This window comes from Ruegeria sp. HKCCD7251 (genome assembly GCF_013031165.1).
Taxonomy (GTDB): domain Bacteria; phylum Pseudomonadota; class Alphaproteobacteria; order Rhodobacterales; family Rhodobacteraceae; genus Ruegeria.
Genome location: NZ_WPZC01000009.1, coordinates 62278 through 87655, shown reverse-complemented (window position 1 = coordinate 87655; position 25378 = coordinate 62278). Strand labels below are relative to the sequence as shown.

30 protein-coding genes are annotated in these 25378 nt (G+C 58.6%); 6 read left to right on the top strand and 24 right to left on the bottom strand.

Annotated features, from left to right (window positions below; translation table 11 throughout):
• Positions 1-37 precede the first annotated feature (37 nt).
• Positions 38-1429, bottom strand: a complete 1392-nt coding sequence (locus tag GOX75_RS17970; RefSeq protein WP_171125388.1) for an aspartate aminotransferase family protein — start codon at positions 1427-1429, stop codon at positions 38-40.
• A 221-nt stretch (positions 1430-1650) separates the two neighbouring features.
• On the opposite strand from GOX75_RS17970, the gene GOX75_RS17965 reads away from it, so the two are divergent.
• Positions 1651-3279, top strand: coding sequence for an acyl-CoA synthetase (locus GOX75_RS17965; protein WP_171125387.1), 1629 nt, complete (start codon positions 1651-1653; stop codon positions 3277-3279).
• Here GOX75_RS17965 and GOX75_RS17960 read toward each other — a convergent pair.
• The 9 genes from GOX75_RS17960 to hmgA all read right to left on the bottom strand — a co-directional run bounded on the left by GOX75_RS17960 (position 3276) and on the right by hmgA (position 11059).
• Entirely contained in the window at positions 3276-3617 is a 342-nt protein-coding gene (locus GOX75_RS17960) for a DOPA 4,5-dioxygenase family protein (RefSeq protein ID WP_171125385.1), read from the bottom strand. The genes GOX75_RS17965 and GOX75_RS17960 overlap by 4 nt on opposite strands.
• Before the next feature lie 87 nt (positions 3618-3704).
• Entirely contained in the window at positions 3705-4340 is a 636-nt protein-coding gene (gene maiA, locus GOX75_RS17955; protein WP_171125383.1) for a maleylacetoacetate isomerase, read from the bottom strand.
• An 18-nt stretch (positions 4341-4358) separates the two neighbouring features.
• On the bottom strand, positions 4359-4556 hold the full coding sequence (locus tag GOX75_RS17950; RefSeq protein ID WP_171125382.1) for a DUF2783 domain-containing protein: 198 nt from the start codon (positions 4554-4556) through the stop codon (positions 4359-4361).
• Positions 4557-4561: 5 nt separating this feature from the next.
• Positions 4562-6172, bottom strand: a complete 1611-nt coding sequence (locus GOX75_RS17945) for an FAD-dependent oxidoreductase (RefSeq protein WP_171125380.1) — start codon at positions 6170-6172, stop codon at positions 4562-4564.
• Positions 6173-6308: 136 nt separating this feature from the next.
• Positions 6309-7259, bottom strand: a complete 951-nt coding sequence (locus GOX75_RS17940) for an MBL fold metallo-hydrolase (RefSeq protein WP_171125378.1) — start codon at positions 7257-7259, stop codon at positions 6309-6311.
• A 3-nt stretch (positions 7260-7262) separates the two neighbouring features.
• On the bottom strand, positions 7263-7799 hold the full coding sequence (locus GOX75_RS17935; RefSeq protein WP_171125376.1) for a dihydrofolate reductase family protein: 537 nt from the start codon (positions 7797-7799) through the stop codon (positions 7263-7265).
• Positions 7800-7802: 3 nt separating this feature from the next.
• A complete protein-coding gene (gene fahA, locus GOX75_RS17930; RefSeq protein WP_171125374.1) occupies positions 7803-9059 on the bottom strand; it encodes a fumarylacetoacetase in 1257 nt (418 codons plus the stop codon).
• Positions 9060-9083: 24 nt separating this feature from the next.
• Positions 9084-9704 (bottom strand): LysE family translocator, encoded by a 621-nt coding sequence (locus GOX75_RS17925; RefSeq protein WP_171125372.1) that lies wholly within the window; start codon positions 9702-9704, stop codon positions 9084-9086.
• On the bottom strand, positions 9704-11059 hold the full coding sequence (gene hmgA, locus GOX75_RS17920) for a homogentisate 1,2-dioxygenase (RefSeq protein WP_171125370.1): 1356 nt from the start codon (positions 11057-11059) through the stop codon (positions 9704-9706). Before hmgA ends, GOX75_RS17925 begins: the two co-directional genes overlap by 1 nt.
• Before the next feature lie 57 nt (positions 11060-11116).
• Here hmgA and GOX75_RS17915 point away from each other — a divergent pair, with 57 nt between their 5' ends.
• Together GOX75_RS17915 and GOX75_RS17910 are read left to right on the top strand one after the other, a co-directional pair.
• Entirely contained in the window at positions 11117-11569 is a 453-nt protein-coding gene (locus tag GOX75_RS17915) for a MarR family winged helix-turn-helix transcriptional regulator (protein ID WP_171125368.1), read from the top strand.
• 61 nt (positions 11570-11630) lie between these two features.
• On the top strand, positions 11631-12860 hold the full coding sequence (locus GOX75_RS17910) for an adenylate/guanylate cyclase domain-containing protein (protein ID WP_171125366.1): 1230 nt from the start codon (positions 11631-11633) through the stop codon (positions 12858-12860).
• Here the strand turns inward: GOX75_RS17910 and GOX75_RS17905 are convergent.
• Entirely contained in the window at positions 12857-13666 is an 810-nt protein-coding gene (locus GOX75_RS17905) for a division plane positioning ATPase MipZ (protein WP_171125364.1), read from the bottom strand. The two genes, GOX75_RS17910 and GOX75_RS17905, sit on opposite strands and share 4 nt — an antisense overlap.
• Before the next feature lie 210 nt (positions 13667-13876).
• On the opposite strand from GOX75_RS17905, the gene GOX75_RS17900 reads away from it, so the two are divergent.
• Entirely contained in the window at positions 13877-14764 is an 888-nt protein-coding gene (locus tag GOX75_RS17900; protein WP_171125362.1) for an AEC family transporter, read from the top strand.
• Between the two features lie 78 nt (positions 14765-14842).
• Entirely contained in the window at positions 14843-16426 is a 1584-nt protein-coding gene (locus GOX75_RS17895) for an MFS transporter (RefSeq protein WP_171125361.1), read from the top strand.
• 152 nt (positions 16427-16578) lie between these two features.
• Here the strand turns inward: GOX75_RS17895 and rpmE are convergent, their stop codons facing one another.
• Positions 16579-16800: a 50S ribosomal protein L31 gene (gene rpmE, locus GOX75_RS17890; protein ID WP_170388151.1), complete on the bottom strand. Its 222-nt coding sequence runs from the start codon at positions 16798-16800 to the stop codon at positions 16579-16581.
• An 11-nt stretch (positions 16801-16811) separates the two neighbouring features.
• Entirely contained in the window at positions 16812-17195 is a 384-nt protein-coding gene (gene rplS / locus GOX75_RS17885) for a 50S ribosomal protein L19 (protein ID WP_039541573.1), read from the bottom strand.
• A 380-nt stretch (positions 17196-17575) separates the two neighbouring features.
• On the opposite strand from rplS, the gene GOX75_RS17880 reads away from it, so the two are divergent.
• Entirely contained in the window at positions 17576-18373 is a 798-nt protein-coding gene (locus GOX75_RS17880) for a GH25 family lysozyme (RefSeq protein WP_171125359.1), read from the top strand.
• Here GOX75_RS17880 and trmD read toward each other — a convergent pair.
• The 11 genes from trmD to GOX75_RS17825 all read right to left on the bottom strand — a co-directional run bounded on the left by trmD (position 18370) and on the right by GOX75_RS17825 (position 25362).
• Positions 18370-19167 (bottom strand): tRNA (guanosine(37)-N1)-methyltransferase TrmD, encoded by a 798-nt coding sequence (gene trmD, locus GOX75_RS17875; RefSeq protein ID WP_171125357.1) that lies wholly within the window; start codon positions 19165-19167, stop codon positions 18370-18372. The genes GOX75_RS17880 and trmD overlap by 4 nt on opposite strands.
• Complete coding sequence (locus GOX75_RS17870) at positions 19164-19979, bottom strand: hypothetical protein (protein WP_171125355.1); 816 nt, start codon at positions 19977-19979, stop codon at positions 19164-19166. Before GOX75_RS17870 ends, trmD begins: the two co-directional genes overlap by 4 nt.
• Positions 19979-20482 (bottom strand): ribosome maturation factor RimM, encoded by a 504-nt coding sequence (gene rimM / locus GOX75_RS17865; protein ID WP_171125353.1) that lies wholly within the window; start codon positions 20480-20482, stop codon positions 19979-19981. Before rimM ends, GOX75_RS17870 begins: the two co-directional genes overlap by 1 nt.
• Entirely contained in the window at positions 20475-20621 is a 147-nt protein-coding gene (locus tag GOX75_RS17860) for a hypothetical protein (protein WP_171125351.1), read from the bottom strand. The genes rimM and GOX75_RS17860 overlap by 8 nt, the downstream gene beginning before the upstream one ends.
• 4 nt (positions 20622-20625) lie before the next feature.
• Entirely contained in the window at positions 20626-21261 is a 636-nt protein-coding gene (gene bluB / locus GOX75_RS17855; RefSeq protein WP_171125350.1) for a 5,6-dimethylbenzimidazole synthase, read from the bottom strand.
• A 12-nt stretch (positions 21262-21273) separates the two neighbouring features.
• On the bottom strand, positions 21274-21663 hold the full coding sequence (rpsP, locus tag GOX75_RS17850; RefSeq protein WP_170350323.1) for a 30S ribosomal protein S16: 390 nt from the start codon (positions 21661-21663) through the stop codon (positions 21274-21276).
• Positions 21664-21757: 94 nt separating this feature from the next.
• Entirely contained in the window at positions 21758-22054 is a 297-nt protein-coding gene (locus GOX75_RS17845; RefSeq protein WP_170380494.1) for a chorismate mutase, read from the bottom strand.
• Positions 22051-22602 carry a GNAT family N-acetyltransferase gene (locus tag GOX75_RS17840; protein WP_171125348.1) on the bottom strand — a complete coding sequence of 184 codons (552 nt, stop codon included), beginning with the start codon at positions 22600-22602 and terminating at the stop codon, positions 22051-22053. The genes GOX75_RS17845 and GOX75_RS17840 overlap by 4 nt, the downstream gene beginning before the upstream one ends.
• Positions 22599-23135, bottom strand: coding sequence for a GNAT family N-acetyltransferase (locus GOX75_RS17835; RefSeq protein ID WP_171125346.1), 537 nt, complete (start codon positions 23133-23135; stop codon positions 22599-22601). The genes GOX75_RS17840 and GOX75_RS17835 overlap by 4 nt, the downstream gene beginning before the upstream one ends.
• 3 nt (positions 23136-23138) lie before the next feature.
• Entirely contained in the window at positions 23139-24644 is a 1506-nt protein-coding gene (gene ffh, locus GOX75_RS17830; RefSeq protein WP_170418150.1) for a signal recognition particle protein, read from the bottom strand.
• Positions 24645-24852: 208 nt separating this feature from the next.
• A complete protein-coding gene (locus GOX75_RS17825; protein WP_171125344.1) occupies positions 24853-25362 on the bottom strand; it encodes a hypothetical protein in 510 nt (169 codons plus the stop codon).
• Positions 25363-25378: the final 16 nt, after the last annotated feature.

Here is a 25378-nt window from a genome sequence, read left to right as displayed (position 1 = left end):
ATGAAGCGCCGGTTTTGTTACTTCACCGCGGTAAGGATCAACCAAACACACGCCCCAGCGCACCGTCGACCGCGTCGGTGATCTGGTCGATATCGTCCGCTGTCGCGATCAGTGCGGGCGAGAAGCACAGCGTGTTATTCTTGCCTGGCACCGAACGGTTGGTCACGCCGATGATAACCCCCTGCGCCATACAGTCCGCCACAACGGCCTGTGCCAGTTTCTCATTCACAGGCTCACGGCTTGAGCGGTCCGACACCAGCTCGGCCCCAAGAAACAGACCCTTGCCGCGCACGTCACCGATGACCTTGTGCTTCTCCATCAGCTCTTGCAGGTTGCCCATCATGCGCGCGCCCATGTCGGTGCAGTTCTGCAGCAGGTTCTCATCCTCGATGATCCGCATGTTTTCGATCGCCGCCGCCGGACCAGCGGTGCAGCCACCAAAGGTCGAGATATCGCGGAAATAGTTCATCGGGTCGTCCGCGTTGTCCTTGAACATGTCAAAGATTTCCTCGGTCGTGACCATGCAGGCAATCGCCGCATAGCCCGAGGCGACACCCTTGGCCATGGTCACGAAATCAGGCTTCACCCCGTATTGCTGATAGCCAAACCAAGTGCCGGTGCGGCCGACACCACAGACGACCTCATCAATATGCAGAAGGATGTCGTATTTGTCGCAAATCTCCTGCACGCGCTGCCAGTAGCCCTCAGGGGCTTCAATCACGCCGCCACCTGCGGTCACAGGCTCAAGGCACAGGGCGCCCACGGTGTCGGGGCCTTCACGCAGGATGACTTCTTCGATTTGATCAGCCGCCCATTCGCCGAAATTCTCTTCGGGGGCGCCGTCCAGCTCATGCTTGCGGTAGTCCATGCAATGCGGGACGCGCACGAAATCGGGTGCGAATGGGCCGTATTGCGCGTTGCGCTCGTCCTGACCACCCGCCGACATCGCCGCCAGAGTTGATCCGTGATAATCGCGGTCGCGATACAGGATCTTGGTCTTCTTGCCGCCGTATTTCTTGTGGGCGATCTGGCGGACCATCTTAAAGGCTTTCTCATTCGCCTCAGAGCCCGAGTTCATATAATAGACGCGGCTCATCCCCGGCATCTTGCTGATCAGCTTTTCCGCAAAGATCGAGCCCGGAATGGACCCGGCCGAGTTTGCGAAATAGCACAGCTTCATCAACTGGTCATAGACAGCCTTGCAGATCGATTCGCGGCCATAGCCCACGTTGACAGTCCAGACCCCGCCCGAGACCGCATCCAGATGTTCCTTGCCGTTCTGATCCCAGACGCGCATGCCTTTGCCTTCGACAATGATGCGCGGGTCGTTGGTTTCAAAGGGTTTATGTTGGATCAGGTGATGCCAGATATGGGCGCGGTCTGCCTCGACCACGCGGGAAAGATCGTTTTCGTTGAACGTGCCGTCCATGACATGTCCTTTCAGAATTTCTTGGGTGCGCAGGATGCCGGAGCTTAATCCCGGCCCGTGTGTTTTAGATGGCTCAGATCACCGCGAAAGACCATCGGTAGATAGGGCCAGATTGCATCATCGCATATTGCCAGTCCAGACCTGCGCCGTATTTCTACGGGTTTGTCAGCCGGGCAACTTTGTGATCAAGTCGCGCGATCAGACAAAGGGAGGGGAAACCGATGACTGTCGCCAACATTTATGAACGTCATCTGGATCAATGCCGCGCGAACCATACGCCGCTATCACCGCTCAGTTTCCTTGAGCGGACGGCGCAGGTTTACCCCGATTACCCGTCCGTCGTGTATGGCGAACGCAGATATACCTGGGCCGAAACATATGCCCGGTGTCGGCGTCTGGCGGGGGCACTTGCTGCGCGTGGCATTGGCAAAGGCGACACGGTCTCGATCATCGCCGCCAATATCCCTGAGATGTACGAGGCCCATTTTGGTGTCCCGATGACCGGTGCGGTGTTGAACGCGATCAACACACGGCTGGATGCGCCGATCATTGCCTTCATCCTCAACCACGCTGAATCCAAGATACTGCTTGTCGACCCTGAGTTTTCGGGCGCGGTGAAAGAGGCATTGAAGCAGGTCGATCATGATCTGCTGGTCATAGATATTGAAGATGCCAGTTTTGATGGCGGGGAAAAGCTGGGGTCCCTGACCTACGAAGCGCTTCTGTCCGAGGGCGATCCAGACCATTCTTGGTCTTTGCCGGATGACGAGTGGGACGCGATTACGCTGAACTATACCTCGGGCACGACCGGCAATCCCAAGGGCGTTGTGTATCATCACCGAGGTGCCGCGCTGAATGCGCAGTCGGACCTGTTGGACTGGGATATGCCCAAACACTCGGTCTATCTGTGGACCTTGCCGATGTTCCACTGCAATGGCTGGTGTTTCCCATGGGCGATGGCGGCGAATGCCGGGGTGTCGGTCTGCCTGCGCGCCGTGCGGGCGGAACCGATCTATGCCGCCTTCAGCGACGAAAAGGTCACGCATTTCTGTGGCGCGCCGATTGTCCTGAACATGCTGGCGAACGCGCCGGATCACCTCAAGGATTTCGATCACCAGATCAAAGTGATGACTGCAGGTGCCCCGCCACCAGCCGCCGTGATCGCGAATATGGAGGGGATGGGGATCGAGGTCACTCATGTATACGGTCTGACCGAAACCTACGGCCCATCGGTTGTCTGTGCATGGAAGGACGAATGGAATGACAAACCCGCTGATGATCGCGCCGCGCTGAAGGTCCGGCAGGGGGTTCGCTATACCGCTTTGTCGGGTTTGATGGTGGCCGATCCAGAAACGCTGGAACCGGTGCCCGCCGATGGTAAGACGATGGGCGAGATTTTCATGCAGGGTAATGTGGTGATGAAAGGGTATCTCAAGAACCCGGATGCCACGGACAAGGCGTTCAAAGGCGGTTGGTTCGCCTCTGGCGATCTGGGGGTCATGCACCCGGACGGCTATGTCGCGCTAAAGGATCGGTCAAAGGACATTATCATCTCGGGCGGCGAGAATATCTCGTCGGTCGAGGTGGAAAATATCCTTTATAAGCACCCGGCCGTGATGGAGGCCGCAGTCGTTGCCCGCCCGGATGAGAAATGGGGCGAGACGCCCTGCGCCTTTGTCGAGCTAAAGCCGGATGCGCAGGCGACAGACGCCGAGATCATAGCCTTCTGCCGGGATAATATGGCGCATTTCAAGGCGCCCAAGACTGTGGTGTTTGGCCCGTTGCCCAAGACATCAACCGGCAAGATTCAGAAGTTCAAACTGCGGGATCAGGCACGGGAACTGGGCTAGCGCCCCATCCTGTCAAAGATTGACAGGTCCAGCGCAAGCGTCTCGCCCATCCAGATGGCGCGGTCTCGATGATCCTCAAGATGTTGCCCGGTTTCGGGGTGGGTGAAGATGGTAAGCCCCTGCCGGTTCAGCATTAGCCAGGGGATGACCTGATCAAAGGCGTCTGCAGCAAAGGCTAACTGGCAACTCCAACGCGGATGGGGACCGACATTCTTTGCATGCATCCGACCCATCTCAACTGGGTACAGGCGCGCGGCGTCTTTACAGAGCTGCTGGGCGGTCTCTTGCGTGTCGGCGTTGAAATAGACATGGGCGTGATAGCCGGTGATCTCGGGCATGGGGGCCTCCATCATTTGGTATGGTGAAGGTAGGTCTGTGCCGCCCGGATGCCTATGGCCATGTGCACACAGACCCTGTGCAGCAGATCAGGCGGGTACATGCCGGTCGGGGTGAGCCTCGGCAAAGGCGGGGTGTACCGCGCAGGCGGCCTCGACGCTCAGAATGCGGGGCAGGTCGGTCAGATCAACGCCCCAGCGACGCGCGTTATACATCTGCGGCATCAGGCACAGATCGGCCAGGCCTGGTTGCGGCCCGGTGCAATAAGGGACCTGTTCGAATCCGCCCAAAAGCGCCTCGAACGCCAACAGGCCGGGGCGGATGAAGTGGCGCATCCAATCGTCCGGCATCCCTTCGGCATTTCCGCTCAGTTCTGTTGCATGGCGCGCGACCGAAAGGTTGCAGACCGGGTGCAAGTCGATGGCGATGGAATGCGCCAGCGCAAGTGCCCGAGCGCGGGCGGCGGGTTCCGCTGGCAGCAGGCCCATGCCGCGCGTCTGATCCAGATAGTCAATTATTGCCAGTGATTGTGTTAGCCGTAGGCCGTCAATCTCGAGGACCGGCACCAGACCCTGTGGATTGCGCGCCAGATGATCGCCGGATTTGTGATCACCTGCGACCAGATCAATGGAAACCGGCTGATAGGCGATCCCGGCTAGATTCAACGCGATCCGCACCCGGTAGCTGGCTGAAGACCGCCAATAATCATACAGAACCGCGCTCATTCGGACCTCCTGTCCGGGTCAGTTGCCTTGCAGTCTGGCGGCTTTCAACGCTTGGGACAACACTTGGGCATCCCCGATATGATTGGCCAGTACCAAAACCAGCCGCGCGTTCAGGGCGTCGCTTTCGGCCCTGTCTAACTCTTCATGGGCCGTCAACAGACTCGCATAGAAATCATCGGCACTGTCCAGATTGGGGGTGAGGATCAAATCGGTCATTTCGCTTACTCCTTACCGGTTGCCCGGCGGATTGCCTGGCGGAAAGCGTTTTCTTCGAAGTTGTCGCGCCGGGCCGCGACATGCTGGTCCGGACGGATCAAGTAGACGCCGCTGGTCGCGTCACCCAGATATCGGCGTTTCAAATCCAGTGTCGGATCATCCTTTACAGACAACGCAAGCCGCGTGGCCACGACGCCGTCTTCTTCCAGGCTGTCCGGTGCGTCGGCATCAATCGTCAGCAGGGTGAACTTGCCCGCAAGCTTGGGCAGCAGGAACGCATCGCCCAGCGGTGCATCGGGACAGGCCGAGCCGGGTCGTGTGATGTCAGGCCCGTTCAGGGCATCAGCCGAGTTCAGGGAAGACCCCGTGTAGGTGCAAGGGGTGCTCAGACGTCCGGAATTTACCAGCGGGCGGGCAAAGTCATAGTGTTCGCTGAGGTCCAGAACCGCATCTCGCAACAGGCGCGACATCTCGGACTTGGGCGTGATGAAATCGGTTGAGCGCGTGGACATGCTGATATTCTCATCCGCTGCCTGCACGCGTTCGCGGCTGTAGCTGTCCAGCAGCAATTCGGGTGCCTGCCCGTCAATCACCAGCTTCAGTTTCCAGCACAGGTTGTCCGTGTCCTGAATGCCGGAATTGGCACCACGCGCACCAAACGGGCTGACCTGATGGGCGCTGTCCCCGGCAAAGAGGACGCGACCATAGCGGAAACGCTCCATCCGGCGGCATTGGAAGGTGTAGATAGAGACCCATTCCAGATCGAACTCAACATCTTCACCCAGCATTTGTTTGAGGCGCGGGATAACGTTTTCCGGCCGTTTCTCACGCTCTTTGTCGATGTCCCAACCCAGTTGCAGGTCAATACGCCAGACATTGTCTGGCTGTTTGTGCAGCAATGCGGATTGGCCGCGGTTGAAGGGTGGGTCGAACCAGAACCAGCGTTCGGTCGGAAAATCGGCCTCCATCACCACATCGGCGATCAGGAAATTGTCCTCGAACACACGCCCGTCAAAGTCCAGCCCCAGCATCCGGCGGGTCGGAGAGTGCGCACCGTCACAGGCGATCAGCCAGTCGGCTTCGAAATTGTAGGGACCTTCCGGCGTTTCAACCTCAAGCTTGACGTGGTCGTCATGGGTGCCGATGGCCTCGACCTTGTTGCGGCCACGAATTTCCACGGGCGCACCCTCAGCCTGAAGATCTCGGATGCGATCGACCAGTATGCGCTCCAGATGATATTGCTGAAGGTTGATGAAGGCAGGGTTTCCATAGCCTTTCTCAGGTTGAAGGTTGAACTCGTATACCTTGCGATTGTCAAAGAACACTTTGCCCGCGTCCCACTGGACGCCGGTATCAACCATGGGTTTGCCGCCGCCCAAGCGATCGGCAATGTCCAGCGTGCGCTGCGAGAAACAGATGGCCCGACTGCCAAAACTGACCTTGTCGTTTTCGTCCAGCACCACGACCTCAACCCCTTGTTGCGCAAGGTCGATTGCCGCGGCAAGCCCGATGGGTCCGGCCCCGATGACGATTACCTTGTGGCGCACCGGGGTAGACGCATCCTGATCGGGGCTGCGGTCATAGGCGTAAAGCGGCGTTTCGAAAATCTTGTTCATGGGTTCTCCCCCGATGCTTTAGCGCGATTGGCGCAAAACTCTGGTCCCTGGGCATTGCCATGCCGGAGGTCATACACGATGATTTCACTGATTTTTCCGGCGCAAAACGATCTGGATCAAATGCGACGGTATGTCCCTAGCCCTGCAATGCCTCCCACATTTCAAGATCGCGCTGCGCGGTCCAAATGCGCGGAGTGTCGATGCCGCGCGCTTCGTCATAGGCGCGGGCGACGTTGAATGGCAGGCAATGTTCGTAGATTGCGTAGCCCGAGAATTTGGAATCGCATTCGGCGCGAACGGCATCCCAAGCTTGTTTCAATGAACCGCCACGTGCGGCAACCCTGGCCGCCGGACGATAGGTGCTTTCCACAAAGTCGCGTGTGTTTTCAATCGCGGCATTCACCATGCTTTTGCCAACCAACGCGTCCCCGCGTCCCGGTGCAATTGCATCGACATCGAACCACTTGATTTCGTCCAGCGTGTCGCCCCAATCGCTGAAATGACCATCACCGCAGTAGCAGGCCGAGTGATATTCGACGATGTCACCGGTAAACATAACGTTCTGATCGGGCACGTGGATCACGATATCGCCTGCCGTGTGCGCGCGGCCCAGATGCATCAGATCAACCCGGCGGTTGCCTAGATAGACGGTCATTGTGTCGCTGAAGGTGGAGGTGGGCCATGTCAGGCCGGGGATGCTTTCGTGTCCTTCGAACAGCCGAGGGAAGCGTTGGAATTCGCTGTCCCAGTCTTCCTGCCCGCGTTCCGCGACCATGGCTCGGGCCATGTCGGACATTATGATCTGTTGCGCACCAAAGGCGCTGGCACCCAGCACCCGTACAGCGTGATAGTGGGTCAGCGCGACGTGGGTAATTGGTTTGTCCGTAACCGAACGCACGCATTCGATGACCTTGTTTGCCAGACGCGGCGTTGCCTGTGCCTCGACAATCATCACGCTGTCGTCGCCGATGATGACACCAGAATTCGGATCCCCTTCGGCGGTGAAGGCGTATAGTCCTTCGCCTACCTCAGTAAACGAGATGTTCTTTTCAGACATATCCCCTTGGGACGCGAAAGCTTTTGCCATCGTTCAACCTTTTATTTTGTAGTCGTTTTGCAGTATGCCGCCCGGCTGTTTCGTAACGTCCAGCAGCGTCAGATCGTGCTGTTTTCCGGGGGCAAAACAGGGCAGTCCCTGACCAAGCAGGGTTGGCATGATAAAAACACGAAGCGTGTCGAACATACCGGCGTCAATCGCTGCGCGCTGTGTTTTGCCACCGCCAAGAATCCAGACCTTCTTATGCCCGGCTTCCAAAATGGCAGTTTTCAGGGACTCTATGCTGCCCGCAGCGGCGATGTGTGCGCCTTTGATCTTGGTCTGCCGGGTCAACACATAGGCGGGCCGTTCGCCATATGGCCAGCCCCATCCAAGAACCTGATCATAAGTCGCGCGACCCATGATCAGCGCGTCGATGGACGATATGAATTCTCCATAGCCCCCGTCGCCCCCGTCCGAGGCCAGGGCTTCGTTGAACGGGTTCAGCCAATCGACACTGCCGTCGGGATCAGCGATGAATCCGTCCAGGCTCATCGCGATGTATCCGACATACGTGGGGTTCGCCGTCATGGGTTAGCGCCCGTAAGGGTCTTGCAGGGCAGGCAGGACCGTGCCCACGCAGTCACCAAACCCGATTGTGTAGCCTTCGCCCTTCGCCTCACCGGTCAGGGTCAGGGTATCGCCGTCTTCGATAAAGGTACGGGATTCGCCCGTGTCCAGAGTAAGCGGTTCTTTCCCGCCCCAGCTCAGTTCCAGAAGCGAGCCGCGCTCGGGCTTTGTTGGCCCCGATATTGTGCCGGACCCCAGCAGATCGCCTGTGTTCATCGGGCAGCCCGAGGTCGAGTGATGGGCCAGTTGCTGCGCCGAGGAATAGTACATCTCTTTGTAATTCGTTCTGGCGATTGTTGTGGCGGGCTTCCCTTCGGGTGCCATTGTTACCGACAGATCAATGTCATAAAGCATCGGGCCGCAGTCTTTCAGGTGATCCAGCAACTCGAATTCGCGCGCAGGGGTGTCGCATCGGAACGGTTCCAGTGCCGCCTTGGTGACAATCCAGGGGCTGATGGATGTCGCTGTGGCCTTGGCTTGAAAGGGTCCAAGCGGCTGATATTCCCACGCCTGAATGTCACGCGCGGACCAATCGTTCAGCAGGACATAGCCAAAGATATTATTGTCGGCTTCTTGCACCGTGATGGGCCCATCCGAAGGCGTGCCCACGAGCGCGCCCATTTCCAGTTCTATGTCGAAACGACGGCTGGGCAAAAAGGCCGGGCGGTCGTGGTCGGGCGATTTCAACTGACCCCAAGGGCGGCGAATATCGGTGCCGGAAACCACCACCGAAGACGCGCGACCGTTATAGCCAATCGGAATGTGCAACCAGTTCGGCGGCAGGGCGTTATCGGGGCCACGGAACATGGTGCCGACATTCTGCGCGTGATGCCGTCCGGCGTAAAAATCGGTGTATTCGCTGACCGCGACAGGCATGTGCATCTCGGCGTCGCTTTGGGCGACCAGCAGGTGTTCAATGTCGGACCGTGTCTCGCTGCCCTCGGCCAGAAGGTCTGTCAGCCGGTCCCGCAGCGCAGCCCAGACCGCTGGGCCTTGTTCCATCAGCGGGTTCCAGAAGGGCAGGTCGAACAGCGGCTCGTCCGCCAATTGGATCAAACCTTCGGCTTCGGCGGCGGTGACATCAAAGATCATGTCACCGATCGCCACGCCGCAGCGCGGTTCATCGCCTTCGGTCGAGAATACGCCATAAGGCAGGTTGTTCAGCGGAAATGGGTGGTGGGCGTCATTGGCCGAAGCCACCCAGGATGTCTTTAAAGGCATCTGTGATCCTTGTTTTCTGATTTTTTAAGCATCTCGCAGGGATTTCAGGCCCAGCAGAAGGGCCGCCAATATCATGAAGCTGCCACCGGCCCGATCCAACCACAGCCGGGCGGACCCTCTCAAGCGCGTGGCCAGCCAACTGGCGCTGCCGCCATATGCGGTCAGGAATAGCCCATCGAGTGTCAGGTATGTGGCCGAGAGGATTGCGAATTGTGGCCAGAACGGAAGCGCCCCGTCGATGAACAGGGGAAACAGCGCCGCGAAAAAAACCACGGCCTTGGGGTTCGCGGCCGAGGTGACAAAGCCCTGCGTCCAGAGCGCTTTGCGACTGGCAGGTCGCGCCGATTGGGTCTGCTTCCCTCCGGTTTTCACAATCATGCGAAGTCCAAGATAAACCAGATAAGCAACGCCCAGCCATTTGATCACCGCCAGCGCTGTGCCCGACGCTGCGATGATTGCGGCAAGGCCCAGTCCAGCCGCCAGCATCTGCAGCAGGTTCGCCGTCAGATCGCCTGTCGCTGTGAATAGGCCGCGCTTCAACCCGTTGGCCGCCGAATTCGACAGCATCAGCAACTGGCTGGGGCCCGGTGTACTCATCAACAGCAGCACTGTTGCGATATAGGTGATCCAGATATCGAAGCTCATCACTTTTTCCCCGGCGTACCGTCAAACTTTTTCTCAAGAGAGGTCCAGCAGTCAATGTAGTCATCCTGCAGCGGGGCTTCACTTGCTGCAAATCGGGTCAAATGCTGAGGGAACCGGGTTTCGAACATGAAGGACATGGTGTTGTCCAGCTTGTCCGGCCCAAGGTTGGAGTTTGACGCGTTGTCGAACGCCTCGCGGTCGGGGCCGTGCGGCAGCATCATGTTGTGTAGGCTCATTCCACCGGGAACAAAGCCCTGAGGTTTGGCGTCGTACTGGCCGTAGATGTTGCCCATCAGCTCGGACATGATGTTCTTATGGTACCACGGCGGACGGAACGTGTCTTCGGCCACCATCCAGCGTTCTCGGAATAGGACAAAGTCGATATTGGCCGTACCCGGCTGACCTGATGGGGCTGTCAGCACGGTAAAGATTGACGGATCGGGGTGATCGAACAGGATCGCTCCGACCGGGCAATACGTGCGTAGGTCGTATTTATAGGGCGCGTAATTGCCGTGCCATGCCACCACGTCCAGCGGGCTTTGACCGATCTTCGTCGTATGGAACTGACCACACCATTTGACAGTGACGGTCGAGGGAACTTCACGGTCCTCAAACGCAGCGACAGGGGCTTTGAAGTCGCGCGGATTGGCCATGCAATTGGCCCCGATTGGACCGCGGCCGGGCAATTCGAACTTTTGTCCGTAGTTTTCGCAGACAAACCCGCGCGCGGGACCTTCCAGAACCTCCACCCGGTACACCAGACCGCGCGGGATGATGGCGATCTCTTTCGGCTCGAGGTCGATGATCCCCAATTCGGTCGCAAAGCGCAGGCGGCCTTCCTGCGGCACAACCAGCAGCTCGGAATCGGCTGAGAAGAAGTAGTCATCCACCATGGATTCGGTGACCAGATAGATATGGCTGGCCATGCCCACCTGCGTGTTCACGTCGCCAGCCGTGGTCATGGTGCGCATCCCAGTCAGCCATGTCAGCCCTTCGTCCGAGTGGGCCACCGCGTCCCAGCGGTACTGGCCCAGACTGATCACATCCGGATCAACAGAAGGTGCAGATTTCCAATAGGGCAGGTCGATCTTTTCGTAGCGATGCGAATGTTTTACCGAAGGCCGGATACGATAGCACCACGTCCGCTCGGGCGGGTTGGCCGTAAAGGCGGTGCCGCTGAGTTGCTCACCATACAATCCGTAATTGCAGCGCTGCGGGCTGTTCATCCCTTGGGGCAAAGCGCCGGGCAGGGCCTCGGTTTCGAAGTCGTTGCCAAAGCCGGGCATATAGCCTTCGTGCGTCCCTACCGGGCTGCTGGCTTGTGTCAGGCTGTGCGGATCAGTCGGACGATTCATCCCGTGTTCCTCCATTTGCTACTTGTCCGATAATAGTTGATTTTGTAACTAACAAGCATGACTAGCGCGGATTCCGACAAAAAAGATGAATTTGATCTGCGGGTTTTCCTGCCCTATCTGCTGAACCGGGCGGCCGAGGAAAGTTCGTTGGAGTTTCAGCGCGCCTATAAGGACCGGTATGGGATGTTGCGAACCGAGTGGCGCGTTTTGTTCCATCTGGGCAATTACGGCGAAATGACCGCGAAAGAGATTGGTGAGCGCGCGCGGATCCACAAGACTAAGATCAGTCGTGCGGTCAGCAGGCTTGAACAGCGCAGATATCTGGTACGCAAACGAAGCGACACAGATCGCAGGGTTGAAATACTGACGCTGACAGCCGCCGGGCAAACGGTTTATCGCGAATTATGCGATATTGCCCAGCGATACGACGCAAAGCTGGCGGGGATGTTCAGTGCGGACGAGGTTACCCTGTTGCGCCAAATGCTGCAGCGACTGGCGGATATGATGTGAGGACTGGTAATCTGTTCGTGATGACCCCAGATGAAACCCTGAGTGGACGCAGGATTTAGACATGACAGCCCCGGACCCCAACGCGGCGAAAACGAACGATCTTATCAATTGGCTGGTATCGCGCGGCCTAGCTGGTGCCGAAAAGGAAGAGCTTCTGGACGGGTACTGTACGCGCCTTGTCGATATGGGAGTGCCGCTGATGCGGTTTCACGCGGCGCAATCCGCGTTGCACCCGGTTTATGGCGGTACAGGCTATAGCTGGTACCAGGGGCGCGGCGGGGATTATCAAAAGTTCGAGTACTCGGAAGATGTCAGCGAGGATTGGCAGCAAAGCCCGCTTTTTGCCATTCTCAACGAAGATGTCGAGGTTGTGCATGAACGCATGGTGGATCAGAACGAACCCAGCCGGTTTCCCCTGATCAATGATCTCAGAGAGAGTGGGGCGACCGAATATTACGCGCGTGGGGTGACGTTTGATGTCCCGACCCATAACGCGCCGCGGGACGCCAAGAAGCCTGTGGATGGGGTGTTGCTGTCCTGGACGTCCAACGCTCCAGAAGGGTTCCGTGACGGCGATCTGGAGTTGATAAATACCGCGTTGCCCCATTTGGGGTTGGCCCTGAAATCGGCGTCGAATGCGCGGGTACCAAAGGACCTGATGCGTGTCTATCTGGGGCGCGAAGCCGGTCGTCGTGTTCTTTCGGGCGAAATACGGCGAGGGTCTTTGCAGCAGATTGATGCCGTGATCTGGAACTTTGATCTGGAGGGGTTCACCAGCCTGTCCGAAGAATTGCCGGGCAGCGAAATTATCGACATGCTGAATGACTACCTGGCTGTGGCCGTCGGAGTGGTGCATGACAATGACGGAAACATCCTGAAGTTTATGGGCGACGGGCTGATGGCCATGTTCGACGTGGGCGAAATTGACGAAGACGCCCGTGCGGCCTTGAAGGCCGTGCCTATGCTGCAGGAACGCATCAGGACGCTGAACGAAGAGCGCAGCGCCGCTGGCCTTCCGGTTGCCAATTTCACGCTGGCCCTTCACGCGGGTGAGATTTTGTACGGCAACATCGGGTCGGAAAGCCGCCTTGATTTCACTGTGATCGGGCCTGCGGTAAATCAGACGGCAAGGATCGCAGGTATGCACCGTTCGCTGGGTCAGCGCATTCTGATTTCTGACGATGTGGCGCAAGCGGCGATGCCCTGCAGTCAGGATTTGATCTCGGTCGGGCGTTACATGCTGCGCGGCGTGGCGGAACCAAAAGAGCTGTTTACCGTGTACAACGGTTAAAAGTCGATCTCGACGCCCGGCAGGTTCAGCTCTTTCATCATGTCACGCAGTTCCTGACGCGCGGCGATGTTCGAGATGTTGAGCTGCTTGACCCCGATATCCTTGAGGTCCAGCAAGGTCAGGCCACGTGGGAACAACTCGCGGAAAATCACGCGTTCGGAAAAGCCCGAGGCGACGCGAAAGCCAATGCGCTGCGATAGCATCTCGATCGCGCGTTGCATCTTTTCCTTGTTGACCATTCGCTGCGTGCCCACACGGTTGCGCACAACAACCCAGTCGATCGGTTTCAAACCCGCCTGCGCGCGCAACTGACGTGCGTTCCAGACCATCTCGGAATAGACCGACGGGCCGAGGATTTTCTCGCCCTTTGAATCAATCCGCGCCAGCAGGTCAAAGTCGATGAAGCTGTCATTCAGCGGCGTGATCAGCGTATCGGCCAGCGAATGCGCCACTTGGCTAAGACGTGTATGCGAGCCGGGGCAGTCAATCAGGATGAAATCGCTGTCGCTTTCCAACTCGGCAACTGCGGCAGACAGGCGGTGGTCATAGATGTTCTCGCCCGGCTTCAATTTGGTCGCGTCGATCTCGGGCAGGTCGTGGTGACGCGGTGTCGGCAGGGTCAGGTCCGAATTTTTAAGGAAATTAGAGCGATTTTCGAAATAACGCCCCAGGCTGCGCTGCCGAAGATCAAGGTCTAGCGTGCTGACCTTATGGCCCAACCGTGCCAGTGCTGTGGCGACGTGCATCGAAACGGTCGACTTGCCTGCGCCGCCCTTTTCGTTCCCCACTACGATGATATGTGCCATGCCTGTATTCCCACATCCCGCCGTGTTTGACCACACGTTGTTGAAAACCACTATATGTTGTGGAAACGGGGAAGGGAAGAACCCGAAACACTGTCAGCGCGCAATAAAATTCGCTGTTGCTGAAATCTCAGGGTGGATTTGGTCGCGCGCTTGCCAAACATTGCCACCTGTTCCACTGTCGAAATTACGAATTTGGATCAGGGGCTTGCAGTGGACCATCTGTTTCTGAATGTGCTGAACGTGGTCCTTCCCGTGCTGATCTGCACCGGGATCGGGTACAGCCTGGCGTTGTTCAAAGCCCCGTTCGACAACAAGGTCATCGGTGGGATTGTGTCTCGGGTCGGGTATCCGACGCTGATCATCTCGCACCTTTCTACGACAAAGATCGCAGTGGCCACGTTCTTGGACGTGATGGCTGCGGCGGCGCTGGCGATTGCAGGCTTTGGCGCATTGGGGTTTGTGGCGCTCAAGGCCATTCGCCTGCCGGTTCGCGCGTTTCTGACGCCCTTGATGCACGGCAATGTCGGCAATATCGGTCTGCCGATTACGCTTTTGGCGCTAGGCGACGCTGGGATGGCCTATTCGATGGGATTTGTGGTGGTCGTCCTGATCAGCATCTTCACCGTGGGTATGTGGATTCCAGCAGGTGAATTTTCCGCGAAGAAACTGGCCACGTCCCCGATCATCTACGCGGTTATTGTTTCACTGGCGCTGATGGCGACGGGGTACAGCCTGCCGCAACCTGTGGCCAAGTCGTTTGATATTCTCGGCGGTCTTTCCATCCCGCTGATGCTTTTGACACTTGGTCACACGCTGGCAAGCCTTCAGGTGCACCGCCTCGGCCGCGCTGTGATCCTGACCGTGTTGCACCTAATTATGGCGACTGTGATAGCAACCGCTTTGGTTTGGGCATTCGGCTTTACCGGGGCAGAGCGCGGGGCGGTTATCCTTTGCTGTCTGATGCCGTCATCGGTGGCGACCTACCTGTTTATTGATCAGCACATGCCGGAATACGGCCCGGACGTGGCCGGATTTATTCTGGTATCCACACTGGCAACGATCGTCGTTTTGCCGTTGGCCCTGTCCTATTGGATCTGAGGCTGTGCGCTGGGCAGAAACCTGCTAAGGTGTTGATGTGGCGTCCCAAAGACGTCAGGTGGGTTTGAGGGCGGAGCGATGTCACAGACGAATTCACATCCCAATGGCGCACGGGTTGTTCTGGCTATGACCGCGATCTGCATGATGGTTGTTGGGTTCAACACCACGGCAGTCGCGACCATCCTGCCCAACCTCAAGGCCGAGTTCGACCTGACCCCGTCGGGCCTGCAATGGGTTATGGCGACTTACACCGTCGCCAGCGCCACCTTGGTGACTATCGTCAGTCGGTTGGGGGATATCACGGGCAAGATGGGCGTGTTCTTCTTTGGCATGGTCGTCTTCGCGGTTGGGTCCTCTCTTGTTCTTTTCGCCCAAGATGGCACGATGCTTTTGCTTGGGCGCGGCGCACAAGGGGCGGGCGCTGCGGCGTTGTTTGGCACTTCTCTGTCGTTGTTGACTGCGGCGACGCCCGAGGAACAACGCGCCAGCGTGACCGGAGCCTGGGGCGCCATCGTAGGCTTGGCAATTGGCGTTGGTCCAATTGTTGGTGGTGCCTTTGCCCATTACGTCAGTTGGCGCGCCGTGTTTGCAACCGATCTGATCCTTTTGGTGATCGCGTTTGTCATCGGTTTGAACGTCAGCAAGCAAAAATATGTCCCGGATACGCGTCTGGCCGGGGCGCGGTTCGATTTTCTGGGGGCCATTGCAATCCTGCTGTTTCTGGGGCCGTTGTCTTTTGCGCTCAGCAACGGGGAAAGCAACGGTTGGGGCACGCCCATGACGCTGGTGCCGCTGGCCGTCGCAGCGCTGGCAACTGTCGGTATTGTTCTCGCAGCGCGCCGCAGTGATGATCCGCTGATCGAGCTGAGGTATTTTCGCCATCCACGCTATTTCATGGCCGCGGCAGGGATGTTTTTCACCGGCTTCACGCTGTTTGGGTTCTTTGTCTATTTTAACACTTTCGTACAGTCGCCGGACGCCTTTGGGTATTCCTCCGTAGGCGCCGGGCTTGCGATCATGCCGCTCAGCCTTAGCATGTTCGTGATTTCGGTCACGGCACCGCGGTTTCTGGCCCCCTACAGCTTCCGGTGGCCCGTTGTCATCGGATTGGGGGCGATGGCGTGCGGGTTCCTGTTGCTGATGGCCACAACGAATAACACGCAGTATGGCGAAATCTGGTGGAAGCTAATGGTCGTTGGGATCGGGCTGGGCATCTGTTTCTCGCTTTTGCCGCGCCTCGGCCTGCGACTGCTGCCGGAAGAGCATGTGGGGCAGGGGTCGGGCGTGATAAACGCATGTCTCTATTTTGGGGCAACTCTGGGGGCGGTCGTGTGCGGACTTGCCGAAGCGATCACCACCCGTCGCGGCCTGTCTGAGGTGATTAACGCCTTGCCCGCAGGCTCGACGCAGCGCGAAGATCTGGCCCATGCGCTGACGCACGGTACGCCCAACCAGATTCAGCAGTTGATCGCCGGGATGGATTCGCAAAGTGGAACGGCATTGGCCAAAGCCTTGCGGGATTTGCAGGACAACGCCTTTGACAGCGCGATGATGATCACGGCCATTGCTGCACTGATTGGAATGGTGCTGGCGCTGCTGCTGCTGCGTGGGCCGGTGCCGCCATTGCACAGCGCGGCCGAGTTAACGCGTAAGGCGCAGTAAGCAGGCTCTGGATGCCTCCTCGGGTTTTTTCGTCGCCTGCGCTGACACTAAAGTTCTTTGTGCAGATAGCAGCGTCCAAAGACCCTTGCTGTGTCGGAAAAAGAAAAAGGCCGCCCGAAGGGACGGCCTTTTGCAATTGAACCGGGTTAGGCTTAGAAGCCCAGACCTTCGTATTTCTTCTTGAACTTCGACACGCGGCCGCCGGCGTCCATCAGGCGCGCGCCGCCACCGGTCCATGCGGGGTGCACGGAGGGGTCGATTTCCAAGGCCAACTGGTCGCCTTCGGCGCCCCAGGTGGATTTCATCTGAACCACGGTGCCATCGGTCAGTTTGACGTCGATGATGTGGTAGTCGGGATGGATGTCTTTTTTCATCTTTCCGCTCCTTACGCCTCGGCGCCAGCCTTGGGCTTGTAGTTGGTGACCTCTGCGATACGTGCGGATTTACCGCGACGGGTGCGCAGATAGTACAGTTTGGCGCGACGGACGCGACCGCGGCGGACAACGGTGATGCTGTCGATGTTGGTCGAATGCAGCGGGAACACACGCTCCACGCCTTCGCCGAACGAAATTTTGCGGACGGTGAACGAACCGGCGATGCCGCTGCCACCTTTGCGCGCGATGCAGACACCTTCGTAGTTCTGCACACGGGTACGCGACCCTTCGGTCACTTTAAAGCCGACACGGATGGTGTCACCGGCTTTGAAATCGGGGATATCTTTCCCCAGGGCGGCAATCTGTTCCGCCTCAAGCTGTGCGATCAAGTCCATCGCATTCACTCCTATCTGCTCGTGGTTGGTCCACGAAGTTTGGGCACGGGCTGAGAGCTCTTGGTCTTCACCGGGTCCTGCGTACAGCCCGCCAGAGGTCAGATCGAATGTTCCTTGGTGCGGTTTGTTCCGCCGCGCCGGGGCCGAAGAAAGCCGGGCGTCACGACATGGACCAAACCAAAACACCGGAGTCGCGCAAATGCGGCACCGGATTGCGGTCGTTTAAGGGCTTTGAACGCAGGGATCAAGCCCAAATCGTCATATTTTACAGGGCCGGTTGGTGAGTTTTCGCCGCCCGAAAACAACACCGTTGCCTTACGGGGTCGATCAGGCATTCTGGAAGGCAATTATACGAGCAGAAATTTATACAGGAACAGATCATGCGCACAGCTCTGATGCTGGCATTCATTGCCTTTGCGACCCTGTCTTGCGGTCGCAACAGCCCTCCGCCGCAGCAGGTCGAGGCCAAAGCCTTTCTGGATACAACGTCGCCTTCGGTGGTCTTCCCATCCTTTGGCGATGCCGACCCCCATGACTGGGAGGGGCGGCATCCCGGTCAATACCCGGTGCACGGGCTGGACGTGTCGCGGTGGCAGGGGCCAATCGACTGGCGGCGTGCCAAGGCGTCAGGTGTCAGTTTCGTATTCATCAAGGCCACCGAGGGCGGAGACGTCGCAGACCCAATGTTTGAAGCGCATCGCGTCGGCGCGCGCGCGGCTGGGGTGCCATGGGGCGCGTATCACTATTACTATTTCTGCCGCCCCGCCCATGAGCAGGCACGCTGGTTCATCCAGAACGTGCCCCGAGGATCAGACCTGCCGCATGTGCTGGACATGGAGTGGACGCCGCATTCCAAGACCTGCACTTTGCGCCCCGATGGCGCAACCGTTCGGGCCGAGGCACAGCGGTTCCTTGATATTTTGGAACGTCACTATGGGCGCCGTCCGATCGTCTATACGACCGTGGATTTCTATGGCGATACAGAAATCGGCCGCCTGCCAAAGACCGAATTCTGGCTGCGGTCTGTCGCGGGGCATCCGCGCACCGTTTATCCCAAAGCGGTCTGGCGGTTTTGGCAGTACACCGGAACCGGGCTGGTTCCCGGCGTAGATGGGCCGGTGGATATCAATACGTTCAATGGCCCGCCCGATATCTGGACGCGGTGGAAAGCAGGTTAGTCGCGCGACTTGCGATAGGCGTCCCACAGGTCGGGCCGGCGTTCGCGGGTGATCTGCTCGGACATGTCGTGCCGCCATTCAGCGATGCGACCGTGGTGACCGGACATCAGGATATCGGGGATCGGACGCCCCTTCCATTCGGCAGGGCGGGTATATTGCGGGTGTTCCAACAGCCCGGAAGAAAAGCTTTCCTCCTCGGCTGAGGCTTGGTTGCCCAAAACGCCGGGGATCAGACGCACCGTTGCGTCAATCAGCGCCTGAGCGGCGATTTCGCCGCCTGTCATGACAAAATCGCCCAACGAGACCTCCTGAACGCCGTAATGCTCAAGCACACGCTCATCCACGCCCTCAAACCGACCGCAAAGCAGGGTCATGCCGTCACAACGCGCAAGGTTCTGCATCATGCGCTGGTCCATCCGGCGTCCGCGCGGGCTGAGATAGATCAACGGCCAATTCCCACGCACCCCCGCCATCGTATGTTCAATCGCCTCGCCCAAAACATCGGCGCGCAGAACCATTCCTGCGCCGCCTCCGGCTGGGGTGTCGTCCACATTGCGGTGCTTGCCAACGCCGAACTGACGCAGGTCGATTGTCTCTAGCTGCCACAACCCTTCTTGCAATGCTTTGCCAGTCAGACTTTCGCCCAGCACACCGGGAAAGGCCGACGGGAACAGCGTGATGATCTTTGCTTTCCACACGCCGTGCAGGTCCGGTGTTGGGGTCAGCAGTTCACGCGGTATCAGGGTCGGTCGGATCGCCTTGCGACCGTGGGACTTTGAAGGTTTGTCAGTCATATCGTGCCAATCAGAGCCTTTTGCGCGTGTTCGACGATGGCCTTCTTTTGCGCGACCAGAGCGGCCTCGTCCAGACGAGAACGATTCAGGTCCAGCAATTCTGCCAGAACGTCCTTTGGCAGTCTGGGGTTGGAGTGTGCAGGCGGGGCCAGCAGGTTGGCTTTTTCTTGGTGCAGGTCCAGAAAATCTGCAAAAGGCGCACCCGGGCCAAACCGCAGCTTTTGCAAATCTTCCAGCCACTCGGACAGAACCGTGACATTCGGAAGCGCTTCGCTAATACGGTCCACTGTGGCTTGCAGCGGGGCGAGGGGTTCCATGCTTTCGCAATATGTTTCGAAATCCTGCACTTGACGCATACGTTGCAGATCGTGCGCCCAAAGGCTGCGCAGCCAGCTTCCGCGCTGCCGAAGGGACAGGTAGACGGTAATCTCGACCTCTTGCCCGGAAAACCTATGCCGGACAGCGTTCACAAGGCTGGCCGCAAGCTCGGGCGCGGCGGCGTAACCTTGTTCCAGATTACGGCTGGGACGGAGGCCCGCGAAATTCTCTTCGCTGACAATCAACCCGCGCTTTTCACCGAAATCGAGCGTATCCAGAAAGGCCGATATCTGGCGTTCGAACTCTGAAAGAGTCCCGGCCAGCCCATAGACAGAATGATTGGTGGCGGCCCGTGAAAGACCGGAATTGCGCGTGCGGTAAGGAAGCACCAGCGCAAAGTGGGGCCAGATCAGTTCGCGGTTTTCGAAAAGAAAAGACTGTGCAGCTGTAGTGCCTGTTTTATGTAAACCCAAATGCAGCAGGATTCGCCGCATCAGATCAAACCTTCAGGGGGATCGGCGACGATACGGCCTTTTTCAAGGTCAACGGTCGGAACGGCCTCAAGCGTGAAAGGCAGCAGGACGGTGGATTTCAGCCCCGACCCGTGCAATTCCAACAAATCAGCGGCGCCGTGGTTTTGCACCGACTTTACCCGGCCCAGCAGGGTGCCGCCGGTGTCATAGACCTCAAGCCCGATCAGGTCGGTATGATAGAACTCATCATCCGGCAATGAAGGCAATTGATAACGGCGCGCAAACAGGCGCAGACCCTTCAGCGCATCAGCCTGTTCCTTGGTCTCGATGCCGCCCAACCGGGCAGCGAAACCATTCTTGATCGAACGGGTCAGGACCAGAGGGTACCGCTCGTCGCCCGCCTCGTTGGTCAGGGGCGAATAGGCTTCGATATCTTCGGGGACGGCGCAGTAGCTTTTCAGCCGCACCTCGCCGCGCACGCCATACGACCCGGCAATACTGCCGACGCAGATCAGATCACTCATTTGTCCCATCCGTCACACATAGCCCGTCTTCCCATTGCCCGCGTGTTTCGCACACCTCGCGCTGGTTCGAGCGTTCGAAGAACACGCCGACAATAAAGGCGATCATCATCAGAATGGGAAGGCGTAACAATCCGAACATCTGCTTAGCGCACCTCGACAGGCAGGCTGTCGTTGCGGTTTTCCCATCCGACTTGCTCCAGTTCGGGCGTGTCCGATACGTCTTTGGGATATCCAACGCAGAAATAACCGATCAGCCGCCAATCATCAGGCACATCCAGATCGCGCGCCATCTGGTCAGGGTCAAGAATGGACACCCAGCCCAGCCCCAGCCCCTCAGCCCGCAAAGCCAGCCAGAACAGGGTTATGGCTGAAACTACGGAATAGCGCCGCATCTCGGGCATTGTGCCTGCGCCCAGACCTTGCCCCTTGTCGGTGGCGTCGTCGCAGAACACGGCCAGTTGCACCGGGGCCTCTTGCATCCCCGACAGTTTCAGGCGGCTGTATAGCTGCGCCTTTTCGCCAGAATAGCCTTCTAACGCCTGTGCGTTGGCGGTTTGAAAATTTCGCAGCGCCGCGTCGCGCGCGGGCTGACTTTCGACGCGGATCACGCGCCAGGGTTCGCTCAGCCCCACCGAAGGGGCCAACCGAAACGCGTCGAGGCAGCGCGTCAGCACTGCCTCGTCAATGGCGTCGGTGCGGAACCGGCGCACATCACGCCGGAGCCGCAGCAACAGGTCAAACTGCGTGCGAAAATCGTCGGTGAACGTCTGATCCCGCACGCGCCCGCCTGCTTATTCTTCTGCAGCCGCTTCTTCAGCCGGTGCAGCAGCAGCTTCTGCCGCTTCAGCAGCCTTGGCCGCTTTTTCTTCGGCGCGCTCTTGGGCTTTCTTGCCCGGGGTACCCTTGTTGGGGTTGTTGCGCTCGGCTTTGTCACGGGTGCCGGCAGCTTCCAGCATACGTGCGATCCGGTCGGTGGGCTGGGCGCCCTGATCCAGCCAGTACTGGATGCGCTCCATGTTCATTTTCACGCGCTCTTCGCTGTCTTTGGGCAGCAGCGGGTTGTAAGTGCCCAGCTTCTCGATGAAACGGCCGTCGCGGGGCATACGGCTGTCGGCTGCCACGATGCGGTAGAAAGGACGCTTTTTCGAGCCGCCGCGGGCGAGACGAATTTTCATTGCCATGGTGGTATCTCCTTTGAATGGCATCACGCCAGAGGCGTGTATTTTTTAAAGACCGGGGTCTTTTCCGGCTATTCTTGGTATTTGTGGAAACGGGTTATTCCTGATGTTTCCGGTGGTGTCGGATGACTTCCTGAATGATGAAATTCAGAAAAGCCTTGGCGAAGTCAGGGTCCAGATCGGCCTCTTTCGCCAGGTCTTCTAACCGAGCGATCTGCGCGGCTTCGCGCGTAGGATCGGACGGGGGAAGGTCGTGTTCGGCCTTGAGCTTGCCAACGGCCTGCGTGTGCTTGAACCGCTCGCCCAGCGTATAGACAAGGATCGCATCCAGCCGGTCGATGCTTTCGCGATGCTCTTTCAACAGCGTGGCAGCCTGTGTCACGGGGTTGGTCATTGGGCGGTCCTCTCAGGCGTCAAAGCAGGGTCGGAAATATCGAGTTTAGGGTGCCGCCAAACCTGGCAAGGGGTGCCGACAACCTCGCCTTCGCGCTCGTACGTGGCACCAAGACGTTCCGCAAGCGCGCGCGAGCGGTCATTGTCATGAGCGATATACGAGATCGGAGCGTTCAAACCCTGATGGCGTGCGGCATAGGCGCGGGCTGCTTTTGCGGCTTCAAAAGCGATGCCTTTGCCTTCGAACCCGTCCATGACGACCCAACCCAGTTCGGGTTCGTCCCAGCCCGGCGCGTTGATCATACCGGTCCAGCCCGCAAACGCGTTGCTGGCCTTCTCGACGATATGCCAGCCGCCATAACCCAGCACCGCCCAGTGCCCGAACCGCCCCATGAACGAACGCCATGTTTCCAGCGCCGTTTTGGGGCCGCCGACCATGCGGCTGCGTTCGGATGCAAAGAATGCTGTCATCGCAGGCAAATCGTCTTGATGAGGGGCGCGCAGGATCAGATTATCGGTCTCGACAGTGGGGATGGTGAAAGAGGTCATGCGTAAGCCTCCATCCCGCCTTGCAGCTCATCCGGGTGAGGATGGCGATACACAACATCCGCAGGGTCCGGGCGCGCTGAGGATTTGTCTTCGATCGCACCCAAACGTTTTGCCAAAGCAATCGAGCGCGCGTTGTCGTAGTCGATATAGCTGACCAACGTGCTAAGCCCTGTAGTTTCAAAGGCCCAATCGCGTGCCGCGCAAGCCGCCTCAAACGCTAGTCCTTGACCCTCAAAGCCTGGGAAGATGCACCACCCCAATTCCACTTCGGGGAAACGCGGCGGTTTGTTGACGCCAACCTGCCCAATGAGTTCGCCAGTTTCGGTCAGATCTACGGCCCAACTGCCATAGCCCAGCCATTGCCAACTGGTGACTTCCGCACCCAGCCAACGCCACAATTCGTCATCTGAAATGGGCCCACCCATATACTTTGCCCACTCCGACGCGAATAGCGCAGCCATTGGTTTGAAATCCTCAAGCCGATGATGGCGCAGCGTCAGGCGCGCAGTGGTTATCGTGGGGGCGACGGTCACAGTTTACTTCTTCTTCCCAAAGCCGCTGAGGCCCGGAGGCAGCGCCATGCCGCCACCCATTCCGGGCATGCCGCCGGGCATCTTGCCCATCGCCTTTGCCGCCTGTTCCAGTGCCTTGGGGTCCATGCCCGCAGCCATTTCCTCGGGCGACGGGCCGCCTTTGCCGAACATGCCTTTCATGGCCTGTTTCAGCATCTTGCCTTTGCCCATCTTGCCCATCTTTTTCATCATGTCCGACATCTGCCGGTGCATCTTGAGCAGCTTGTTGAGGTCGCTGACTTCCATCCCCGAACCCGCCGCGATCCGCTTTTTGCGGCTGGCCTGCAATAGCTGCGGATTGGCGCGCTCGCGTTTGGTCATCGACTGGATCATGGCGATCTGGCGCTTGAGCACCTTGTCGTCCATGCCTGCTTCTTCGACCTGCTTGGCCATTTTGCCCATGCCCGGCATCATGCCCATCATTCCCTGCATGCCGCCCATCTGGATCATCTGCTCTAGCTGCATTTTCAGGTCGTTCATGTTGAACTGACCCTTGACCATGCGCTTCATCATGCGCTCGGTCTGTTCCATCTCCATCGTTTCCTGGGCCTTTTCGACCAAGGCAACGATGTCGCCCATGCCCAGAATACGACCGGCGATCCGGTCCGGCTCGAAGGTTTCGAGCGCGTCCATTTTTTCGCCCAGGCCGACAAAGCGAATGGGCTTGCCAGTGACCGCGCGCATCGACAGCGCCGCACCACCGCGCCCGTCGCCGTCCATACGGGTCAGGACCACGCCCGAGATGCCGACCTTGGCGTCGAACTCTTCGGCGACTTCAACGGCGACCTGACCGGTCAGACCGTCGACGACCAGCAAGGTCTCGCGCGGATCGACCGCGTTGCGGACCTGCTCGACCTCGTCCATCAGGACTTCGTCGATATGCAGTCGACCCGCGGTGTCCAGCATGTAGACGTCATAGCCGCCCAGCGTCGCCTGCTGTTTGGCACGCTTGGCAATGTCGACGGGTTTCTGGCCCGGCACGATTGGCAGGGTATCGACGCCGACCTGCGTGCCCAGAACGGCCAACTGATCCATCGCCGCCGGGCGATAGACGTCGAGCGAGGCCATCAGGACCTTCTTGCCCTCTTTCTCTTTCAGGCGCTTGGCCAGCTTACCGGTGGTGGTCGTCTTACCCGAGCCTTGCAGGCCGACCATCAGGATCGGGGCGGGCGGGTTGTCGATCTTCAGTTTGCCGGGGTCTTCTTCGCCACGCAGGGTATCGACCAGCGCGTCATGTACGATCTTGACGACCTGCTGACCGGGGGTGATCGACTTGGTGACGGCCTGACCGGTTGCCTGTTCCTGTACCTTCTTGACGAATTCACGTGCAACCGGCAGCGAGACATCGGCCTCAAGAAGCGCAACGCGAACTTCGCGCAGGGCGGTCTTGACGTCTTCTTCAGACAGCGCGCCCTGTTTGGTCAGCCGGTCAAAGACGCCAGAAAGGCGTTCGGATAGATTTTCAAACATGCCTTCGGCCTCCTTAGCCGGTTATCTGGTGGCGCTTCTCAGATAAGAAGCACGGGTTAAATGCACAATTGCCCCCTCCCACTGAATTAGACGTGGGGGTAATGCCAAATGGCATTGCCCCCACGGGCGAAACTCGCTGGTGGGGGGCGATCCCTGAACGACTCAAGGGACCGGAAGGTCAGACGCTTCCGGATGTTTGGATGGGGCTTTAGGCCGATTGATCGTCAGAGTCAACCGCGCGTGCTGGAAGCCAATCATTGACGGCATCGACCATCCGATGAGACCCGTGCCCGCTGACATAGGCGCTGACGATGGGGTGGCGTCCCGCGCTCATGCCTTGGTCGAGGATCAAGACGGGCCGGTGCATCGTGCTGGAGCCGTTGTTGCCGTTCGACGTAGTGGTCTCGACCTCGGCATGTGAAAGGTTGGACAAAACATGCCGGACCGTTTCATAGCCAAAGATGGATTGCCGTCGGATCAGAATGCTGTCGGTGTTGCGGTCCAGAATGACCTGCACGCGGCGAACAAATACGCAGAACGCAATAAATCCCAAGCCGCCGCCAAACAGCGCGACGAAAATGCCGGACCAGTCGCCTTCGGCAATCATCGACAGGCCAGCCCCGACAAAGCAGAGAATGAAGAAGGCCAGCATAATGCCAATCAGCCACGGCCTGTTGGACAGGATCAGTTGGTTTGGTGTCTTGCGCGTCACTTTCATGGCCGGACGCTAACAT

Bases quoted from the DNA above. Each gene is read 5' to 3' on its own strand.
- GOX75_RS17970 (WP_171125388.1), bottom strand. From the start codon at position 1,429: ATGGACGGCACGTTCAACGAAAACGATCTTTCCCGCGTGGTCGAGGCA.
- GOX75_RS17965 (WP_171125387.1), top strand. From the start codon at position 1,651: ATGACTGTCGCCAACATTTATGAACGTCATCTGGATCAATGCCGCGCG.
- GOX75_RS17960 (WP_171125385.1), bottom strand. From the start codon at position 3,617: ATGCCCGAGATCACCGGCTATCACGCCCATGTCTATTTCAACGCCGAC.
- maiA (WP_171125383.1), bottom strand. From the start codon at position 4,340: ATGAGCGCGGTTCTGTATGATTATTGGCGGTCTTCAGCCAGCTACCGG.
- GOX75_RS17950 (WP_171125382.1), bottom strand. From the start codon at position 4,556: ATGACCGATTTGATCCTCACCCCCAATCTGGACAGTGCCGATGATTTC.
- GOX75_RS17945 (WP_171125380.1), bottom strand. From the start codon at position 6,172: ATGAACAAGATTTTCGAAACGCCGCTTTACGCCTATGACCGCAGCCCC.
- GOX75_RS17940 (WP_171125378.1), bottom strand. From the start codon at position 7,259: ATGGCAAAAGCTTTCGCGTCCCAAGGGGATATGTCTGAAAAGAACATC.
- GOX75_RS17935 (WP_171125376.1), bottom strand. From the start codon at position 7,799: ATGACGGCGAACCCCACGTATGTCGGATACATCGCGATGAGCCTGGAC.
- fahA (WP_171125374.1), bottom strand. From the start codon at position 9,059: ATGCCTTTAAAGACATCCTGGGTGGCTTCGGCCAATGACGCCCACCAC.
- GOX75_RS17925 (WP_171125372.1), bottom strand. From the start codon at position 9,704: ATGAGCTTCGATATCTGGATCACCTATATCGCAACAGTGCTGCTGTTG.
- hmgA (WP_171125370.1), bottom strand. From the start codon at position 11,059: ATGAATCGTCCGACTGATCCGCACAGCCTGACACAAGCCAGCAGCCCG.
- GOX75_RS17915 (WP_171125368.1), top strand. From the start codon at position 11,117: ATGACTAGCGCGGATTCCGACAAAAAAGATGAATTTGATCTGCGGGTT.
- GOX75_RS17910 (WP_171125366.1), top strand. From the start codon at position 11,631: ATGACAGCCCCGGACCCCAACGCGGCGAAAACGAACGATCTTATCAAT.
- GOX75_RS17905 (WP_171125364.1), bottom strand. From the start codon at position 13,666: ATGGCACATATCATCGTAGTGGGGAACGAAAAGGGCGGCGCAGGCAAG.
- GOX75_RS17895 (WP_171125361.1), top strand. From the start codon at position 14,843: ATGTCACAGACGAATTCACATCCCAATGGCGCACGGGTTGTTCTGGCT.
- rpmE (WP_170388151.1), bottom strand. From the start codon at position 16,800: ATGAAAAAAGACATCCATCCCGACTACCACATCATCGACGTCAAACTG.
- rplS (WP_039541573.1), bottom strand. From the start codon at position 17,195: ATGGACTTGATCGCACAGCTTGAGGCGGAACAGATTGCCGCCCTGGGG.
- GOX75_RS17880 (WP_171125359.1), top strand. From the start codon at position 17,576: ATGCGCACAGCTCTGATGCTGGCATTCATTGCCTTTGCGACCCTGTCT.
- trmD (WP_171125357.1), bottom strand. From the start codon at position 19,167: ATGACTGACAAACCTTCAAAGTCCCACGGTCGCAAGGCGATCCGACCG.
- GOX75_RS17870 (WP_171125355.1), bottom strand. From the start codon at position 19,979: ATGCGGCGAATCCTGCTGCATTTGGGTTTACATAAAACAGGCACTACA.
- rimM (WP_171125353.1), bottom strand. From the start codon at position 20,482: ATGAGTGATCTGATCTGCGTCGGCAGTATTGCCGGGTCGTATGGCGTG.
- GOX75_RS17860 (WP_171125351.1), bottom strand. From the start codon at position 20,621: ATGTTCGGATTGTTACGCCTTCCCATTCTGATGATGATCGCCTTTATT.
- rpsP (WP_170350323.1), bottom strand. From the start codon at position 21,663: ATGGCAATGAAAATTCGTCTCGCCCGCGGCGGCTCGAAAAAGCGTCCT.
- GOX75_RS17845 (WP_170380494.1), bottom strand. From the start codon at position 22,054: ATGACCAACCCCGTGACACAGGCTGCCACGCTGTTGAAAGAGCATCGC.
- GOX75_RS17840 (WP_171125348.1), bottom strand. From the start codon at position 22,602: ATGACCTCTTTCACCATCCCCACTGTCGAGACCGATAATCTGATCCTG.
- ffh (WP_170418150.1), bottom strand. From the start codon at position 24,644: ATGTTTGAAAATCTATCCGAACGCCTTTCTGGCGTCTTTGACCGGCTG.
- GOX75_RS17825 (WP_171125344.1), bottom strand. From the start codon at position 25,362: ATGAAAGTGACGCGCAAGACACCAAACCAACTGATCCTGTCCAACAGG.